Here is an 18,552-nt window from a genome sequence, read left to right on the forward strand (position 1 = left end):
GATCTATGTCAACTGTACTTGCATTACTCATATTCGTGGCTAGCTATGTATTGATCATGACAGAAAAATTGAATAGAGCGCTCGTAGCGATTGCAGGTGGCGTACTTTTACTAATGACGAAAGTCTATGAATGGGAACAAGCTTTTGGGTTTATCGATTGGGAAACAGTGGCGCTCTTATTTTCAATGATGGTTCTGGTCTCGATTACGAAGAAGACAGGGATCTTCACTTTTATGGCTATCCGTTTAGCTCAATTAGTACAGGGTCGCCCTGTCCCACTGCTTGTCGTTACAGCGCTTTTTACTGCGATCGGCTCTGCCTTCTTGGACAATGTCACAACAGTGCTTTTGTTCGTTCCTGTATTACTTTCTCTAGTCGATCGTTTGAACCTTCCGGCTTTTCCTTATCTGCTCACGACAATTTTCAGCTCGAACATCGGGGGGACGGCGACGCTAATTGGAGATCCCCCCAACATCATGATCGGACAGGCAGTTGATCACTTCAGTTTTGTATCTTTTCTTTATCACTTAGGTCCAGTAGTGATAATCATATTCGTCATCGTAATAGGAAGTGTCATTCTTTTATTTCGCAAAGGTTTAACTTATGACGAAAGACTTGCGAAAGAATTAATGGAGATGGATGCGAAAGAACATTTAAAAGTATCGAGGCTTCTAATTCAATCCATTTCTGTCATGTTACTCACAATTGTCGGTTTCATCATGCATCCTTTTATTCATATGGATATTACGACGATTGCCGTAAGCGGCGCATTGTTACTATTATTCCTATCTGAAAAAGAATTGGAAGTGGAACATGTTTTTCAAGAAGTTGAATGGGTCACGTTGTTTTTCTTCATGGGATTATTTATGCTTGTAGGCGGTTTAGAAACAGTAGGGGTTATAGATGAGCTGGCAAGAGGTATGGTGTGGCTTTCTGGTGGTGATATGCCGGTTACTTCTATGGTGATGTTATGGAGTGCAGGAATCCTATCCGGTGTTGTGGATAATATTCCTTTTGTAGCAGCAATGATTCCTGTAGTACAAGAACTGCAAGGATATGGGATGATGAATGTAGATCCTGTATGGTGGGCACTTGCCTTAGGTGCTTGTCTTGGAGGTAATGGAACCTTAGTGGGAGCTTCCGCTAATGTTGTTGTAGCAGGACTTGCTGCCAGCCATAATAAACCTATTCCATTTTTAAAGTTTTCTTTATATGGCATCCCGGTGTTAATTTTATCCTTGCTCATTTCATCTATTTATGTTTGGTTCCGCTACTTACTTCCTTTCCTTTCATAATTTATAAAAAATAGGTGATGTTAACTAGAGGGTAACCTTTAGAAAGGACGTGGGTTTGCGTGCTTGTTCTAAGTATCATTTTTCGAACCCTCTTCACCTATTTTATAATACTTCTTGTTTTCCGTTTTATGGGAAAAAGGGAAATCGGTGAATTGAGCGTAATGGATTTAGTTGTGTTTATCATGCTTGCAGAAATTGCTGTATTTCTTATTGAACAACCAGATAAAGCCTTATGGAAAGCTATTGTTCCTATGTTTGTTTTACTTACGGTTCAAATTGTCAGTGCACTGGTTTCATTGAAGAATCAGCGGTTTCGAAACTGGTTCGATGGCAAACCTTCTGTAATTATAAAACATGGGAAAGTCGACGAACATGAAATGAGGAAGCAACGGTATAATTTCAACGATTTATTGTTACAGCTTCGTGAAAATGGCATTCAACAAGTAGGTGACGTTGCTTATGCAATCTTAGAACCTTCAGGGAAACTTTCTGTTTTTGAAAAGAAAGATGATGGGAGTTCAGATTACGCGGTTGTTTTGATTGCGGATGGAGAGGTGCAGTATAGCGGGCTTCGTACTATTCGAAAGAATAAGCAATGGCTGATAAATGAGGTTCGCAAACATGGGTTTGAATCCTTTGATGAAGTATCTTTATGCACGATAAACGATCAAGGTGAAGTACAAATAGATGAAAATGATGAATCAAAGTAAAGCTCCCTATTCTGGAAGACTCAGTTTCGAGATGTTTCCGGGGTTCGTTGCCTTGTTGGGCGTCAGGGGTGTGGGGAAGCTACTCGCTTTCCTGTGGGGGAGCGCCGAACTTCCTCGGACTGCGTCCTGCGGGATCTCGCCTATCTCCTTCTCCCACGGGAGTCTCCCAGCTTCCCCACCACCCCATCCATTTTCAAAAAAGTCTCTAAACCGAGTCTTCAGGAATACTGCTATTTCTTGAATAACCTTGAGTTAGAATAATCATTATAACTTTAAAAAAACAAAGAAAAATAACCGCGGTTGGCGGTTATTTTTTTTGGAATAGTCGCTTCCATGGAATGAGCTTCCATTCTTCTTTGGTTAACAGGCGGAAGGAGAATAATAGGATGAAATATAAAATGGTAAGAACAATACCCATCGTTAATAGTTGAGAGAGCGGTTTACTATCAAGCAACCAGCTATGTTTCCATTGAAATCCGACGACTCCGATAATCCCAATGACTGCTGTAAACTTGAAAAACATTTGAAAAGGAAAGGTTATGACTTTATATTTCATCAGGACGCTTAAATGTAAGAGGGTCACAACAACCACCCCAACAACGATCGCTATAGCTACGCCATGAATTCCGAATTCTGGTCTTGAACTTAACGCAACCAAAACGATGAATTTAATGACTGCTCCTATTAATGTATTCCACATAGCAGGTTTAGCAAGATCCAACGCTTGTAAAGTAGCCTGCAGTGGGGTCTGGATATAATGAAGCAAAAAGAATGGCGCCATGAACTGTAGCATAAAGGAAGCCTGGCTCGTCCCATATACAGTCATTAAAATTACTGCAGGGAAAATCATGAAGACAATGGTGATGAGTCCACCAGATGCAATAGAAAGCCGGATGGATTGCATGATTCTGTATCGTATGGTTTCATTACTTCCTTTTGCTGCTGCTTCGCTAATGGAAGGAACAAGCGCAATGGCCAGTGCGTGTGTAAGGAAAGTCGGTAAAAACAATAGTGGTAAGACATATCCTGTAAGTTCCCCATATTGCTTCGTCGACTCTACAGCTGCTATACCGGCGAGGGCTAAACTTTGAGCGACAAGAATAGGCTCAAAAAAATACGTCAGTGAACCGATGAAGCGACTTCCTGTGGTTGGTAGAGCAATGGTCATGAGTTCGTTTAACGTTTTTTTTCCATCATTAAGGTGTTTTTTCCAAGATTTCCGTATCCGGAAGCTTTTATGGACATTGAACTGTCGTGTCATGTACAACAGGGAAATGAATTCACCGAGGACAGCGGATGCCATAGCTCCGGCAGCTGCGAACTCAACCCCATAAGGATAAAACATTTTAGTCAGTACGATGACAGACCCTATCCGGACAACTTGTTCAATGACTTGAGACAATGCTTGAGGCTTCATATTCTGTCGGCCTTGAAAATAACCTCGAATAACGGAGGATACAGCGATGATCGGGATGATCGGTGTAACGGCTAGAAGAGGGTAAAGAGCCCTGGAATCGGTCAGGAAATAGTTGGCTACAATCGGAGCAAGTAAGAAAAGTCCGAGTGTGAATATGATACTCAATGTTCCTGTAACCGCGAGGGACACAATTAGGATTTTTTTGATTTTACTTTCGTTCCCGGTTGCTTCTGCTTCAGAAACACGTTTCGATATAGCTACGGGGAGTCCGAACTGCGTAATCGTAATTGCTAGAATCAGAGTGGGCAAAGCCATCATATAGAGGCCGACGCCCTCAGGCCCCATCACCCTTGCAACGACAATTCGGTTGATGAACCCTAATAAACGAGTAATCAGACCAGCAGCCACGAGAATAAGGGCACCTTGAAGGAAAGTTTGTTTTGACATGTAATCGATCCGCCTTCTCAAAGAAATAAAATTCCGCTACAATGGAGTATATGCGTAGAGATGGACAAGGCATGACAACCGATTATGGAAAGTTGATAATAGGGAAGATATAACTCATGAGAAGTGTTAATCTGAATAGCGAGGAGTAAAGGTATGGAACAAATGAAACCAACCACAAGCTGGAAAGAAGAAATTACCGTCGTTTTACGTAGTAAAGTGGAAGAATTCCATCTACTAGGATATCGTAAAGCAAACAATCAAGAAGTTTGGGATTGTTTAGTAAAGAAAGTGTGGAAAGGAGATCCGGAAAAGAGGCTGCATCAAATTGTCCAGGATATTCTTCATTTGTCGAGTCATACATATACGAGCTATTTGACAACCGAAGCCTATCAAAATGATGATTTGCTTGCTTCCATTGAAGCCCTGAAAGGTCCTTCGGAATATTAAACGGGCTGCATGGCCGTGTTTATGAAGGGTAAGGATGTCTCATTTGTTGCGAAAGTTTTAAAAAGTAGTAGAATAGGTACGGGGATAAACAAATTTTGTCTAATAGAATTTATACATACTAGCCGATGGCTCATCGCATGTGTTCATACATAAAGGAGGAACAGAAAAGTATGGTGAAACGAGGGCGGATCGTCGCCTTTTTTATCGTGGTCTTATTATTAGCCGCTACGATTGGGACGACCATTACAGGTGTTACAAAAGATATTAAGTTAGGATTGGATTTGCAAGGTGGTTTTGAAATCTTATATGATGTCGAGCCACTGGATGAGGATCAGGAGGTTAATGAACAGGTACTTGAAGCCACGGCGCGTTCATTGACAGAACGTGTCGATACACTTGGAATAAGTGAGACAAACATCACTATTGAAGATGGAGGCCGTATTCGTGTACAGCTTGCCGGTGTTGAAGACCAGCAAACGGCAAGGGAACTGCTGTCTACGACAGCTGAACTTTCTTTCCGCGGGACAGATGGCGAGTTGTATATGGACGGTTCCGATTTAGTTGAAGGAAGTGCACAACAATCATACCACCCGGAAACAAATGAACCGGTGGTTACGTTGAAAGTTAAGAGTGCTTCTAAATTTTATGATGTCTCAGAGGAAATTTATAATACTCCGAACGACCCAGACACGCCTTACCCAGATGACTTACTAGTGATTTGGCTGGATTATAATGAAGATACATCGTTTGCTGAAGAATGGGGTACGGAAGATCCTGCCTATATTTCGGCTCCAGGGTTCTCCGATGGTCCGGTACGCAGTAATTCTGTAATGATATCAGGCGATTTTACGGTTGAATCTGCTAAGCAGCTGGCTGATATTTTGAATGCTGGCTCCTTGCCAGTGAATCTTGAAGAGACTTACTCAACATCTGTAGGTGCTCAATTCGGTGAACAGGCGATGAACAAAACGATTTTTGCCGGATTCCTTGGTATTGCAGCAATCTTCTTGTTCATGATTGCATACTATAGATTTCCTGGTGTAATTGCTACCGTTACCCTTACCGCCTATGTCTATTTGATTCTCGTCGTATTCGAATTGATGAACGGTGTGCTTACCTTGCCAGGTATTGCTGCTTTGATTTTGGGAGTCGGTATGGCTGTTGACGCCAATATCATCACATATGAACGAATCAAAGAAGAATTGAAGTCTGGAAAATCTCTGCTATCTGCTTATAAGGCAGGTAATAAACGTTCGCTTGCCACTATATTGGATGCGAACATTACAACATTAATTGCAGCTACTGTTTTGTTTATTTTTGGAACAAGTTCTGTCAAAGGTTTTGCAACAATGTTAATTGTAAGTATTTTGGTCAGCTTTATTACTGCTGTATACGGTACCCGTCTTTTCATGGGGTTATGGGTGAAGAGCCGCTTCCTAAATAAACGGCCTAAATGGTTTGGTGTGAAACCTGAGGATATCCATGACATTGCAGATGGAGACCAGGTAGAAGCAACATTCTTGAAACGTAAGTTCGATTTTGTTGGTCTCCGAAAACGTTTCTTCTCTATTTCTATCGTACTGGTTATTGCTGGTATACTGGCACTGGCATTCTTCCGCTTGAATCTTGGTATAGACTTCACAAGTGGTTCGCGAGTTTCGATTCTTTCTGATGGGAATATCACTGCAGACCAAGTGGAAGAAACGATGGAACAAGAATTCAATGTTTCACCTAAGCAGGTCATCATTAGTGGAGATGATAATGAAATTGCTGTCGCCCGCTTTGATGATGAGCTCAGTAAAGATAAAATAGGTGAAATACAAAACTACTATGAAGAAGAGTTTGAGAATACTCCAAATGTGAGCACAGTTTCACCAATTGTTGGACAGGAGTTAGCAAAGAATGCGGCATTAGCTGTTCTTTACGCATCCATCGGTATCATTATTTACGTAACGATCAGGTTTGAGATTTTCTTTGCATTGACAGCTATCATTGCTTTATTGCATGATGCCTTTTTCATCATTGCCTTCTTCAGTTTGACCAGGCTTGAATTCGACATTACAATTATCGCCGCGATATTAACGATTGTCGGATACTCCGTCAACGATACCATTGTTACATTCGATCGAATTAGAGAGAATTTGAAGATGAAGAAGAAAGTTAAATCTTTCAAAGAGCTCGCTAAGGTTGTTAATGATAGCTTAATGCAAACACTTGCACGAAGTTTCAACACAGTTATAACCGTTATCTTTGCGGCGGCTATGCTATTGTTCTTCGGCGCATCATCTATCACCAACTTCTCTTTTGCTCTTTTAATTGGTCTTATAGCAGGTACGTATTCGTCCTTGTTCATCGCCTCTCAACTATGGTTAGTATGGCGTGGACGAAACATCAAAGACAATCCGATTAACTATGTGAAAAAGAAAAAAACAGACGGCCCACAGGTATAAATAAGTGTGAAAACGCCTTGGTCAGCCCCGACAAGCATAAGACGGCTAACGTAGTGGAGTATCCTTTCTCCATGGAGTTATCCGTCTTATGACCTCGAGGGTCTAGGCGTTAAAACGCTTCTAAAATAAAAACTTCCTCATTACGAGGGAGTTTTTTTGATTATTCTCCTAATATGCAGGGTATATCAATAATTAAGGGATCATTTTGCACGTAACTTTTTTGACCAGTCAATACCAAAGGAGTGATTAACAATGAAAGGTCAAACTTACCTTATTTTAGCTTTTATATTCGCACTACTGATAGCTGTATTTGCAGTAATTAACGTAGACCCTGTACAAGTGAACTACCTATTCGGCTCTGGAGAAGCTCCGCTGATTCTTGTTATTCTGATATCTGTTTTGTTAGGCGGCTTAACTACTGCTTCTGTTGGAGCACTACGTTATTTTAAATTAAAAAGAGAAAACCGCTCGTTACGAAAAAATAATAATTCCCCTGAAACAGGTACACCTGCTGAATCGTCCGAACAGGAGGATGGAATTCAAGAATCAAGAGAACATGAAGATTCCTCTTCAAAAGTCACATAATGGAGTTTGCTCCCCCTGGTCCGCTCTTGTATAATAGATGGGTCAGGGGTGAACTTTATGATACAAAGTAAGATGAAATGGAATTTTACATATAGTGATCCACAGAAGAGTGGAGAAGGTCTGCCGGGTGTGACACCGTTAACGAAGCAGCTTTTGGAAAAAAGAGGGATATTTGATTCCGAATCTGCTGAACAGTTCTTGAACCCTTCCGTCGACCAGTTGCATGATCCTATGCTTATGGAGGGAATGGAGCAGGCTATCGCTCGTGTGAAGAGGGCCATTAATGCTGAAGAGCCGATCCTGGTTTTTGGCGATTATGATGCTGATGGTGTAAGCTCCACATCCGTGATGGTAGAGGCATTAAAAAAAGCAGGGGCAATCTGTGACTTTTATATCCCAAACCGGTTTACAGAAGGGTATGGACCGAACAAAGAGGCCTTTCAATTTGCTTTCGACTCGGGTTATACGGTGATTATTACAGTAGATACAGGGATTGCAGCAATGGAAGAAGCAGACTTTGCTAAAGAACTCGGGATAGATTTGATTATTACCGACCACCATGAAGTCCAGGAAGTGCTACCGGATGCCCATAGCATCATTCATCCGAAGACTTCTGCTGATTACCCTTTCCAGGAACTTGCAGGTGTGGGGGTCGCATTCAAATTCGCTCAGGCATTGCTTGGTCGGTTCTCTGAAGAGTTTCTGGATCTTGTTGTAATTGGAACTATCGCTGACCTTGTCCCTTTGAAAGGTGAAAACCGCATACTAGCCTCCATCGGGCTACAAGCCATTTCTCAGTCTAAACGGCCTGGAATTCTAGCTCTTAGGAAAGTATGTAGCCTGGAGGGAGATATGAATGAAGAAACGATCGGATTCACAATCGGTCCTCGTCTGAACGCGGTCGGTCGTTTACAGGATGCATCTCCAGCTGTTGATTTGCTTTTATCTGAAGACATGGAAGAAGCTGAGCAAATAGCGACGTTCATCAACCAATTGAACCAAGAACGACAAAAGATTGTGGCATCAATCGCTAAAGAAGCAGAAGAGATGGTTTCTAGTACAGAGGGAGAAGCTGAGAATGTCATCGTCGTAGCTAAAGAAGGTTGGAATCCTGGAGTGCTTGGGATTGTGGCTTCTAAACTTGTTCGGCAATTTGATCGCCCAGCGATAGTGTTGGCGATCGATTCAGAAAAAGGTGAGGCGAAAGGATCAGCCCGGAGTATCGATGCCTTTGATTTGTTTACCAATTGTATGGAGGTCCGGGACCGTTTCATTCACTTCGGTGGACATGCCCAAGCAGCTGGTATGACACTTGCTATAGAGCAAATCGAAGGGTTGAGGGAGGACTTGATTCAGTTAGCAGAAGAGAAACTTTCAGATGATGATTATCAACAAGTGCTTGATATAGAAACAACTGTTGAGCTTGAAGACATCTCTTTAAAGCAGATTGAAGAAGTCAATCAATTACGCCCATTCGGTATGGGGAACCCAAAACCCTTGTTTCATCTGAAACATACCCCGAAAGAAGTACGGTTGATTGGTAGTAAGAAAAATCACTTGAAGTTTCAATTTCAGAGTAACAAATCTCGCATTGATGGCATTGCATTCGGAATGGGGGAACTTTACCCGCAAATTGCTCCGCATGCATCCCTTGATATTGTGGGTGAACTCGGCGTGAATGAATGGAATGGCCGGAAAAATTTACAAGTCATGGTCAAAGATATCAGTGTGAAAGAATGGCAACTCTTTGATTATAGAGGGTCTAAACATTTAGAAAAGAATATCCTTGTTCCTCCGAAAGAAAATTATATAGCCATAAGTTTCCAGGGCCGGACTGAAGCCCCTTGCAATGTTCCTGTTTATCAGGCAGGTGAGTTCTTGCAGGATACCACTGTTGATGGTTTGTTATTGATTGACTTGCCTGATCATATGTCTGTGTTGACTGATCTATTATCCAGGGTCGAAGCACGGAAGGTTTTCGCTTGTTATCATCTTCAGGAGAGTACATTTTTGAAAACATGGCCATCACGAGACCACTTCAAGTGGTTTTATGGTATGCTATTGAAGCGCGGAAGTTTCAACCTTCATAAAGAGGCTGATCTGTTAGCCAACAGAAAAGGTTGGGACCGTTCTATGGTGGAATTTATTTCAGAGGTGTTTTTTGAACTCGACTTTGTTAAAATGGAAGATGGGATTATTACGGTTGAATCCGAACCTTCCCAGAAAGATTTGCAGGAATCTTCGTTATACCGCGAACGGGAAGAGCAACTTCAAATGGAACAAACGCTATACTATTCCACATATAAAGAATTGAAGAAATGGTTCGACCAATATTTGAACCAACGTTTTAAGCACGTCAAGGAGGAAGTAGTAAATGGATTATAAAGAACATATTGCGATCGTTGAAGATTGGCCTAAAGAAGGAGTGCAGTTCAAAGATATCACTCCACTTATGGATAACGGTCCAGCATTTAAAGCAGCGGTTGACGAAATTGTTGAATATGCTAAAGAAAAGAATATTGATATTGTCGTAGGTCCTGAAGCCCGCGGATTCATCGTTGGGTGCCCAGTTTCCTACGCATTGGAGATTGGTTTTGCCCCTGTCCGTAAAGAAGGAAAATTGCCACGCGAAACAATTAAAGTGGATTATGGCCTAGAGTACGGTAAAGATGTCTTGACCATTCATAAAGACGCAATCAAACCAGGTCAACGTGTTCTTATCATTGATGATTTACTAGCTACTGGTGGTACAATAGAAGCTACCATCGATCTTGTTGAGCAATTAGGTGGAAAAGTTGCTGGTTGTGCATTTTTGATAGAGCTCACATACTTGGATGGACGTAGTAAATTGGACGGTTACGATGTCCTTACATTAATGCAATACTAATGCGAAAGAGTGCCCTTATTAGGGGCGCTCTTTGTTTTACAAGTGACATAGGTACTTTTTCCTTTACAAGAAGAGTGCTTTTTTTGATAATGATAACCAAATATATTAGAAAGCTTTAAAGAAACTAGGGTGATTGAATGGCGAAAGATACGGTTCTAACCGCTGAAGAAGTCATAGAACAAGCAAGTCAGTATTTGAACGAGTCAGATCTGGCCTTTATTCGTCGTGCTTACGAGTTTGCTGAACAAGCTCATAGCAACCAGTTCCGTAAATCAGGTGAACCTTATATCATCCATCCGATTCAAGTGGCGGGAATCCTCGTGAACTTAGAGATGGACCCTGAAACGATTGCTGGTGGATTCCTCCATGATGTCGTAGAGGACACGGACGTATCGGTAGATGAGATTGAGAAGGCTTTCAATGAAGAAGTGTCCATGTTGGTTGATGGTGTGACAAAGTTAGGGAAGATCAAATATAAGTCCAAAGAAGCTCAACAAGCAGAGAACCATCGGAAAATGTTTGTGGCTATGGCTAAAGATATGCGTGTGATTTTGATTAAATTGGCGGATCGACTGCATAATATGCGGACATTGAAGCATCTGCCTGCAGAAAAACAGCGAAGAATTTCTAATGAAACACTAGAGATATTTGCACCGCTTGCTCATCGTTTGGGTATTTCCACAATTAAATGGGAGTTAGAAGATACGGCACTAAGATATTTGAATCCACAACAATATTATAGAATTGTCCATCTTATGAAACAGAAGCGGAATGAGCGGGAGCATTATATTGAAGAAGTCATTGATGAAATCCGTGGTCAGTTGAGCGAAGTCAATATTGATGCGGATCTGAATGGTAGACCGAAACACTTGTATAGCATTTATCGCAAAATGGTTTTGCAAAACAAGCAATTCAATGAAATCTATGACTTGTTAGCCGTTAGAATTACAGTGAGCAGTATCAAAGATTGTTATGCTGTTTTGGGAATCATCCATACATGTTGGAAACCAATGCCTGGTCGTTTCAAAGACTATATTGCAATGCCTAAACCGAACCTTTATCAGTCCTTGCATACGACAGTAATCGGTCCGAAAGGTGATCCGTTAGAGGTGCAAATACGTACGCATGAGATGCATGAAATTGCAGAATACGGTATTGCAGCTCATTGGGCATATAAAGAAGGGAAGCAAACAACATCTGAACAATCATTTGAAGAGAAGTTGACATGGTTCAGGGAAATTCTGGAGTGGCAGAGTGAAACTCATGATGCTGAAGAATTTATGGAATCTCTGAAAGTGGATTTATTCTCTGACATGGTCTATGTATTTACACCTAAAGGGGATGTCATAGAGTTACCTTCAGGTTCCGTACCTGTGGACTTTGCTTACCGGATTCATACTGAAGTAGGCAACCAGACCATTGGGGCAAAAGTGAATGGGAAGATGGAGCCGCTTGATTATGTATTGAAAACTGGGGATATTGTCGATATTATGACATCCAAGCATGCATATGGTCCTTCGAAGGATTGGATTAAACTTGCCCAGACTTCTCAAGCAAAGAATAAAATTAAGCAGTTCTTTAAAAAACAACAAAAAGATGAAAACATCTCCAAAGGGAAAGAACTTGTGGAACGTGAAATCCGTAACTTTGGGATTCAGCCGAAGGATGTATATACTACCGATAACTTGAACCGGGTTTCCGAGAAGTTCAACTTCGCTAATGAAGAAGATATGTTTGCTGCAGTAGGTTATCAAGGAATAACAGCAGCTCAAATTGCAACTCGCTTAACAGAAAAAATTCGAAAGCAGAGACAACAAGAGCAAGATCTTGAGCAGACATTAGCTGATGTCAGTACAACAGAAATCAAAACACCAACGAAGAGTGGCAAAAAAGACTCGGGCGTGCGTGTGGAAGGTGTAGACAACCTGCTTGTCCGTCTTTCTAAGTGCTGTAATCCAGTGCCGGGTGATGAGATAGTCGGGTATATCACGAAAGGGCGCGGGGTTTCTGTGCATAGAGCAGATTGTCCGAATGTGCATACAGAAGAAGCACAAACGCGTTTATTGCCCGTCCAATGGGAAACATCAGTTACTGATTCTAAGCAGTACCATGTAGACCTGGAAATTTGGGGATATGATCGCAGAGGATTACTGAATGAAGTGTTACAGGCAGTCAATGAAACGAAAACTAATATTACTGCTGTTTCAGGTAAATCTGATCGAAATAAAATGGCGACAATAAATATTACCATTTTGATTCAGAACACGAATCATTTAAGGAAAATTGTCGAACGTATTAAACAAATCCAGGAGGTATACACGGTTCGTCGTGTTATGCAATAGTCGTTTAAAGGGGTAATTAAGGATGAAAGCAGTTGTCCAACGAGCAGTGGATGCTTCTGTAACTGTCGAAGGGGATACAGTAGGAAACATCGATCAAGGTCTGGTTGTATTACTAGGTGTTACACATGAAGATACGGAGGAAGATGCTCGCTATTTAGCGAAGAAAATTCCTTATTTGCGCATCTTTGAGGATGGAGATGGAAAAATGAATCATTCTCTTGCTGATTTTGGTGGGAAGCTGCTATCGATTTCGCAGTTCACACTCTATGGAGATTGCCGCAAAGGGCGTCGACCAAATTTTATGGAAGCAGCTAAGCCTGATGTTGCAAAGGAACTATATGAAATGTTTAATACTATGGTTGGCCAAGAAGGGGTTTCAGTGGAAACGGGGCGATTTGGAGCTATGATGAATGTTCAGCTTACGAATGCCGGTCCAGTCACATTGATCCTCGATAGTAAAGAACGATGATAAAAACTGCCGGTGTAATGAACACACACCGGCAGTTTTTTGTTATATTCAACGTGCTTTCATAATGTTTAGTTGAAATAATCAATCAAACCATCAGTAATCCCTTGACTAACTCTCTGTTGGTAAGATGAGGTGAGAAGGGTTTGTTCTTCTCTGGCATCTGATATAAACCCCAACTCCAGAAGAACAGCGGGTTTATTGTTTTCTCGGATTACGTGGAAATTTCCCTTTTTGGTACCACGATCTTTCAATCCAGTATGGTTGACCATAGAATTGTGGATCGATGTCGCTAAGGTTTTATCTTTGGAATGATAGTAGTAACTGTTGAGTCCATTCGCCACGATGTTGGATGGTGCACTGTTGTAATGTAGACTGACGAATGCATCTGCATTAGAACGTTTAGATTGGTAGGAACGTATAGACAAAGATATATATGTATCATCTTTCCTTGTCATTAAAACTTTTGCGCCTTTATTCTCTAATTCTTTTTTTAGAAGAAAGGCTGTATCCAGCGTGAGGGATTTTTCATAGCTGCCACTTCTGCCGACTGCGCCAGGGTCCCTCCCCCCATGTCCTGCATCAATCAAAATCGTTTTCCCGTTTAGGGTATGATTTGATGGAGATGTGGCTGGGGAGGACTCTTCATTAAATTCCTTAACAATCCAACTTGCCAGATAAGCTTCTTTGTCTTTGTAAGAAATTTTGTACCACTGGCCTTGTTTATCAATAACGTCAAAACGATCGCCTTTATGGCCTCGTCCTAAGATTTTATGATTTGTTGATGGACCGTTTCTTAAATTAGTGCTATTGTAAATTAATGATACGTAGGTTTCTTGCTTATTTTTATTATGGCTATCACTTGGAGTGGACGAAGAGGATTGGTTGTTTTCCACTTCATTAACGAGCCAACCAGCTATCCAGCCATATTTACCTTGGCCAAGGTTAATTTCATACCAGCTGCCTTTTTTAGCTATGTAATCATAGATTTGGCCTTTGCGGACTTGGTTGATGATCTCCCCTTTAGTAGAGTTTTGGCTTCTAACATTCAAAACACTTGTACCTACTTTGATTTTCCCCTGAGCAGAAGTCTTCTTCTCTTCTTTATTTTCCAAAATCGGAGATTGAGACTCATTCTTAGAGAGGTAGTCGCCATGAACCCATCCTTTGACCTTTCCTTTTTCTATACGTAGCCATCTCCCTTTTCTTTCTTGTGATTTTACCTGATCGTCTTTCATGAGATAACCTCTTACTTTTCCATCAAGCCCTGGAGCAGAACGAATCCGCAAATAGTCATACTTAGAATAATGGGATGATGAAACAACATTTCTGTCCTTTTTAACTTTTGTCAACCATTTAGCTACCCAGCCATCCGTGCTGTTCCGTTGAATTTTCAGCCAGTCACCTTTTTCCTCCAATATCGTATAGGTTTCATTGGTGTTCACTTTCCCTATCCGATCATAGGTAGTCCCCGGCCCTGTACGGACATTCAGGTTGTCGACCTGGATGATGGCCTCTTCGGCGGCTACGAGGTTTGTTTGGTATGTAGCAAAAGTTCCTAAAATTAAGATGAATAAAAGTAATCCTTTCTTCAAAAATATTCCACCTCCTAATAGTTCTCCTTTCATTATTCGACAAAGAGGAGTTATGTCCTTCAGTGGGGGAATGATTTTTCATAAATTATTTGGATGAAGCAGCTTGACATAATGACAGAGAAGGTTATATGATAATAATCAATTCTAATTTGAATCGAACAAAACCATTGAGGGAAAAAGTAGCTAGTATCCATGCGAACAGAGAATGAATGCCGTTGGCTGAAAGCATTCAATCGTAATGTACTGGTGAAAGACATTTCTTAGGTTCTTCATCGAAAACAAGTAGGTGAAGACGTACACAGGCGTTAACTGTTTTGAGTGGGAGCATCGCTCCAATCAGGGTGGCAACGCGGGTTTAGTCCCGTCCCTTTTCCAATATTGGAAAAGGGACGGGATTTTTTTGTGGGAAAAAATGGTTTATTACGCAAGGAGGAACTATAAATGAATATCAATGCTCCACGTGGTACACAGGACATTTTACCGGGTACCTCAGAAAAATGGCAGTATGTTGAAAAGCAATTAGCGGACTTGTGTCGTCGTTATCATTATAAAGAAATCAGAACCCCTATTTTTGAACACACGGAACTTTTTCAGCGTGGTGTTGGGGATAGCACAGATATCGTTCAAAAAGAGATGTACACTTTCGAAGATCGCGGAGGGAGAAGTGTGACGCTAAGACCAGAAGGTACAGCATCCGTTGTCCGTTCTTATGTACAAAACAAAGTTTATGGTTTGCCGAATCAGCCAACCAAATATTATTACATGGGACCAATGTTCCGTTATGAACGTCCACAACAAGGAAGAATGCGTCAATTTGTCCAGTTCGGTATTGAAGCCCTTGGCAGTGATGACCCAGCAATTGATGCAGAGGTACTCTCATTGGCTCTGAATTCTTATAAGGAACTTGGATTACAGTCGGTGAAACTAGTTTTGAATAGCCTAGGGGACCAGGAAAGTCGGGAAGCTCACAGGCAGGCGTTAATTAAACACTTCGATCCGCATAGAGAAGAATTGTGTTCAGATTGCCAAATACGGTTGGATCAGAACCCACTTCGCGTACTTGATTGTAAAAAAGATCGAGACCACCCGGCAATGGAAGCAGCACCTTCTATTCTAGAGTACCTGAATGATTACTCAAAAGATTACTTTGAACGCGTCAAACAGTACTTAGATGTAATGGGAATTGATTATGAAATTGATCCCAATCTTGTAAGGGGTTTAGACTATTATAATCATACAGCTTTTGAAATTATGAGCGAGGCTGAAGGCTTTGGGGCGATCACAACGTTAAGTGGAGGAGGTCGCTATACAGGCTTGGTGAAAGAGGTAGGGGGTCCTGAAACTTCTGGAATCGGGTTTGCAATGAGTATTGAACGCTTGTTAATGGCGCTGGAGGCAGAAGGAGTAGTCCTCCCTGTAGATGAAGGCTTGGAATGTTTCATTGTTGCGCTTGGAGAGCAAGCAGAAAGGGCTGTTATCAAGCTTACAGATGAGTTAAGACGAGCGGGAATTCAAGTGGATAAAGACTACCTTGGTAAAAAGATGAAAGCTCAATTTAAAGCAGCTGACCGCCTTGGAAGTAAGTATGTACTTGTCTTAGGAGAACAAGAATTAGAAAATGGTGTAATCAACGTGAAAGATATGACCACGGGTGATCAAAAAGAAGTTGCATTGGACTCGGTTATCGATTATATGAAGGAAGAATTGACAGGAGGGGAATAATATGGAACGGATTAAATGTGGATCACTACGAAAAGACAATATAGAACAGGAAGTAACGTTAAAAGGCTGGGTACAAAAACGCCGTGATCTAGGAGGGCTCATTTTTATTGATCTAAGAGACCGATCAGGTGTAGTTCAAGTTGTTTTCAACCCTGAAACATCAGGGGAAGCCTTAAAGACAGCTGAAAATGTAAGAAGTGAATATGTACTAGAGGTTAAAGGGCATGTGGTCGCTCGTGATGGACAAACAGTCAACCCGAACTTAGGAACAGGAGAAATCGAAGTAGCAGCCGAAGATGTCACTATTTTAAATAAGGCAAAAACAACGCCTTTCATGATAGAAGAGCAATCAGAAGTATCAGAGGATCTTCGACTCAAGTATCGTTACTTGGATTTAAGAAGGAAAGAGATGCAAGAGACCTTCAAATTGCGACACAAAACTACACAGTCGATCCGGAACTTCTTGAATGAGGAAGAATTTCTTGACATGGAAACACCTATGCTTACGAAAAGTACTCCAGAAGGGGCGCGTGATTATTTAGTACCGAGTCGTGTGCATGAAGGTGAATTTTACGCCTTGCCGCAATCTCCGCAGCTATTTAAACAACTATTGATGATTTCTGGTTTTGAAAAGTATTATCAAATCGCCCGTTGTTTCCGTGATGAAGATTTGCGTGCTGATCGTCAACCAGAATTCACACAGGTGGATATCGAGACATCCTTTATGTCCAAAGAAGAAATCATGGCAATGACAGAGCGTATGATGAAACGCGTTATGAAAGAAGTGAAAGGGCAAGACATTGAAACACCATTCCTTCGTATGCCTTATTATGAAGCGATGGAGAGGTTTGGGTCTGATAAACCGGATACCCGTTTCGGTTTAGAGCTTGTCAACATTTCGGAAGATGTGAAGGGTTCCGGTTTCAAGGTATTCAGTAATGCCGTTTCGTCCGGCGGTCAAGTAAGTGCCATAAATGTAGAAGGCAAGGCGGATGACTTTTCGCGTAAAGATATTGATAAGCTGACAGAAGATGTGAAAATTTACGGAGCAAAAGGTTTAGCATGGTTGAAAGTGAAGGAGGGGACTTTAAACGGTCCGATTTCTAAATTCTTTTCCGAAGACGAAGCTGTGAACTTGATGCGTAGATTAAGAGCAAAAGATGGAGATCTTCTATTATTTGTTGCTGATAAAACTTCTGTCGTTCAAGATAGTCTAGGTGCTTTACGTCAAAAACTCGCACGTAGTCTTGATCTTATCGATCATTCTAAGTTTAACTTCCTATGGGTGACAGACTGGCCATTGTTTGAATATGATGAGGAAGAAGGTCGTTATCATGCTGCTCACCATCCATTCACAATGCCTGCAGGTGGGAATCTTGAAGAGTTGAAGAAGAACCCTAAAGATGTTCAAGCCGAAGCTTATGACATCGTCTTGAATGGATATGAACTAGGCGGAGGATCGTTGCGTATTTATCAGAAAGAAATGCAACAGGAAATGTTTGAAGTGCTTGGATTCAGTCAGGAAGAAGCGAATGATCAATTTGGATTTCTCCTTGAAGCTCTTGACTATGGTACTCCCCCGCATGGAGGAATAGCCTTCGGACTAGACCGTTTAGTCATGCTTCTTGCAGGACGTACGAATTTGCGTGACACAATATTATTCCCTAAAACGGCTTCTGCTCAGGATCCCATGACAAATGCTCCGGGGGATGTGAGTGAAGCTCAATTGGATGAACTTCATCTTCAGTTGAAGTTAACTAGTAAGTCTGACTCAGATGAGTAAATCTTATGTTTAATTGTTGATTAGCTTTTATATATATGCTAAGATTACATTACAAAATAAAGAAACCAATCCTGATGTGTACGTTGTTCGAATGTACGTTTTGACCGAACATTTTTGAAACGGGAGCCTGGTGTTTCCATACGGAATGCACGCCTCATAACCATCATTGATGGGAGGACGCAAGAAGTGTGGAACAGGGCACCCACCTGCCGAGAGCGGGTTCAAAACTCATGATACGACGGCACAATTGGGATTGGTTTTTTTTATTCAAAAATGAGTGTACATAACAAAAGAAGGAGTTTCCATGAGTGGGAAACTCCTTCTTTTGTTATGTTTTGTTTCTACATTCAGATATTGTCATAAGAATGTCAGAGGTAAGCAGGGCGCCTGCGCTTTTCTATTGGTC

13 protein-coding genes, 1 other RNA gene and 1 other annotated feature are annotated in these 18,552 nt (G+C 41.4%); of the genes, 12 read left to right on the forward strand and 2 right to left on the reverse strand.

Translation table 11 applies throughout. The annotated features are described in order from the left end of the window. Window positions 1–5: 5 nt before the first annotated feature. Together BMZ58_RS00975 and BMZ58_RS00980 are read left to right on the forward strand one after the other, a co-directional pair. Window positions 6–1,295: an ArsB/NhaD family transporter gene (locus BMZ58_RS00975; RefSeq protein WP_075034692.1), complete on the forward strand. Its 1,290-nt coding sequence runs from the start codon at window positions 6–8 to the stop codon at window positions 1,293–1,295. A gap of 59 nt (window positions 1,296–1,354) precedes the next feature. Further along, window positions 1,355–2,005: a DUF421 domain-containing protein gene (locus BMZ58_RS00980; protein WP_075034693.1), complete on the forward strand. Its 651-nt coding sequence runs from the start codon at window positions 1,355–1,357 to the stop codon at window positions 2,003–2,005. A 307-nt stretch (window positions 2,006–2,312) separates the two neighbouring features. Here the strand turns inward: BMZ58_RS00980 and spoVB are convergent, their stop codons facing one another. Continuing rightward, window positions 2,313–3,869: a stage V sporulation protein B gene (spoVB, locus tag BMZ58_RS00985; RefSeq protein WP_075034694.1), complete on the reverse strand. Its 1,557-nt coding sequence runs from the start codon at window positions 3,867–3,869 to the stop codon at window positions 2,313–2,315. 153 nt (window positions 3,870–4,022) lie between these two features. On the opposite strand from spoVB, the gene BMZ58_RS00990 reads away from it, so the two are divergent. The 7 genes from BMZ58_RS00990 (at window position 4,023) to dtd (ending at window position 13,049) form a co-directional block, all read left to right on the forward strand. Next, window positions 4,023–4,316, forward strand: coding sequence for a post-transcriptional regulator (locus BMZ58_RS00990; protein ID WP_075034695.1), 294 nt, complete (start codon window positions 4,023–4,025; stop codon window positions 4,314–4,316). Between the two features lie 170 nt (window positions 4,317–4,486). Beyond that, a complete protein-coding gene (gene secDF, locus BMZ58_RS00995) occupies window positions 4,487–6,766 on the forward strand; it encodes a protein translocase subunit SecDF (RefSeq protein WP_075034696.1) in 2,280 nt (759 codons plus the stop codon). A 252-nt stretch (window positions 6,767–7,018) separates the two neighbouring features. Continuing rightward, window positions 7,019–7,351 carry a LapA family protein gene (locus BMZ58_RS01000; RefSeq protein ID WP_075034697.1) on the forward strand — a complete coding sequence of 111 codons (333 nt, stop codon included), beginning with the start codon at window positions 7,019–7,021 and terminating at the stop codon, window positions 7,349–7,351. A 72-nt stretch (window positions 7,352–7,423) separates the two neighbouring features. After that, window positions 7,424–9,736 (forward strand): single-stranded-DNA-specific exonuclease RecJ, encoded by a 2,313-nt coding sequence (gene recJ / locus BMZ58_RS01005; RefSeq protein ID WP_341864762.1) that lies wholly within the window; start codon window positions 7,424–7,426, stop codon window positions 9,734–9,736. Continuing rightward, window positions 9,726–10,238 (forward strand): adenine phosphoribosyltransferase, encoded by a 513-nt coding sequence (locus BMZ58_RS01010; protein WP_075034699.1) that lies wholly within the window; start codon window positions 9,726–9,728, stop codon window positions 10,236–10,238. The genes recJ and BMZ58_RS01010 overlap by 11 nt, the downstream gene beginning before the upstream one ends. Window positions 10,239–10,375: 137 nt before the next feature. Then, window positions 10,376–12,580, forward strand: a complete 2,205-nt coding sequence (locus BMZ58_RS01015; protein WP_075034700.1) for a RelA/SpoT family protein — start codon at window positions 10,376–10,378, stop codon at window positions 12,578–12,580. A gap of 22 nt (window positions 12,581–12,602) precedes the next feature. Then, window positions 12,603–13,049, forward strand: a complete 447-nt coding sequence (gene dtd / locus BMZ58_RS01020; protein WP_075034701.1) for a D-aminoacyl-tRNA deacylase — start codon at window positions 12,603–12,605, stop codon at window positions 13,047–13,049. A gap of 68 nt (window positions 13,050–13,117) precedes the next feature. On the opposite strand, the gene BMZ58_RS01025 is transcribed toward dtd, so the two are convergent. Then, window positions 13,118–14,641, reverse strand: a complete 1,524-nt coding sequence (locus tag BMZ58_RS01025; RefSeq protein ID WP_075034702.1) for an N-acetylmuramoyl-L-alanine amidase family protein — start codon at window positions 14,639–14,641, stop codon at window positions 13,118–13,120. 158 nt (window positions 14,642–14,799) lie between these two features. After that, window positions 14,800–15,013, forward strand: a binding site (T-box leader). A 69-nt stretch (window positions 15,014–15,082) separates the two neighbouring features. Between BMZ58_RS01025 and hisS the strand changes: the two genes are divergently transcribed. The 3 genes from hisS to ssrS all read left to right on the forward strand — a co-directional run bounded on the left by hisS (window position 15,083) and on the right by ssrS (window position 18,404). Beyond that, window positions 15,083–16,363: a histidine--tRNA ligase gene (gene hisS, locus BMZ58_RS01030; protein WP_075034703.1), complete on the forward strand. Its 1,281-nt coding sequence runs from the start codon at window positions 15,083–15,085 to the stop codon at window positions 16,361–16,363. A gap of 1 nt (window position 16,364) precedes the next feature. Next, window positions 16,365–18,146, forward strand: a complete 1,782-nt coding sequence (gene aspS / locus BMZ58_RS01035; RefSeq protein WP_075034704.1) for an aspartate--tRNA ligase — start codon at window positions 16,365–16,367, stop codon at window positions 18,144–18,146. 65 nt (window positions 18,147–18,211) lie between these two features. Further along, window positions 18,212–18,404: non-coding RNA, 6S RNA (gene ssrS / locus BMZ58_RS01040), on the forward strand. The last annotated feature ends 148 nt before the right edge of the window (window positions 18,405–18,552 follow it).

This window comes from Halobacillus dabanensis (genome assembly GCF_900114165.1).
GTDB classification, from domain to species: Bacteria; Bacillota; Bacilli; order Bacillales; family Halobacillaceae; genus Halobacillus; species Halobacillus dabanensis.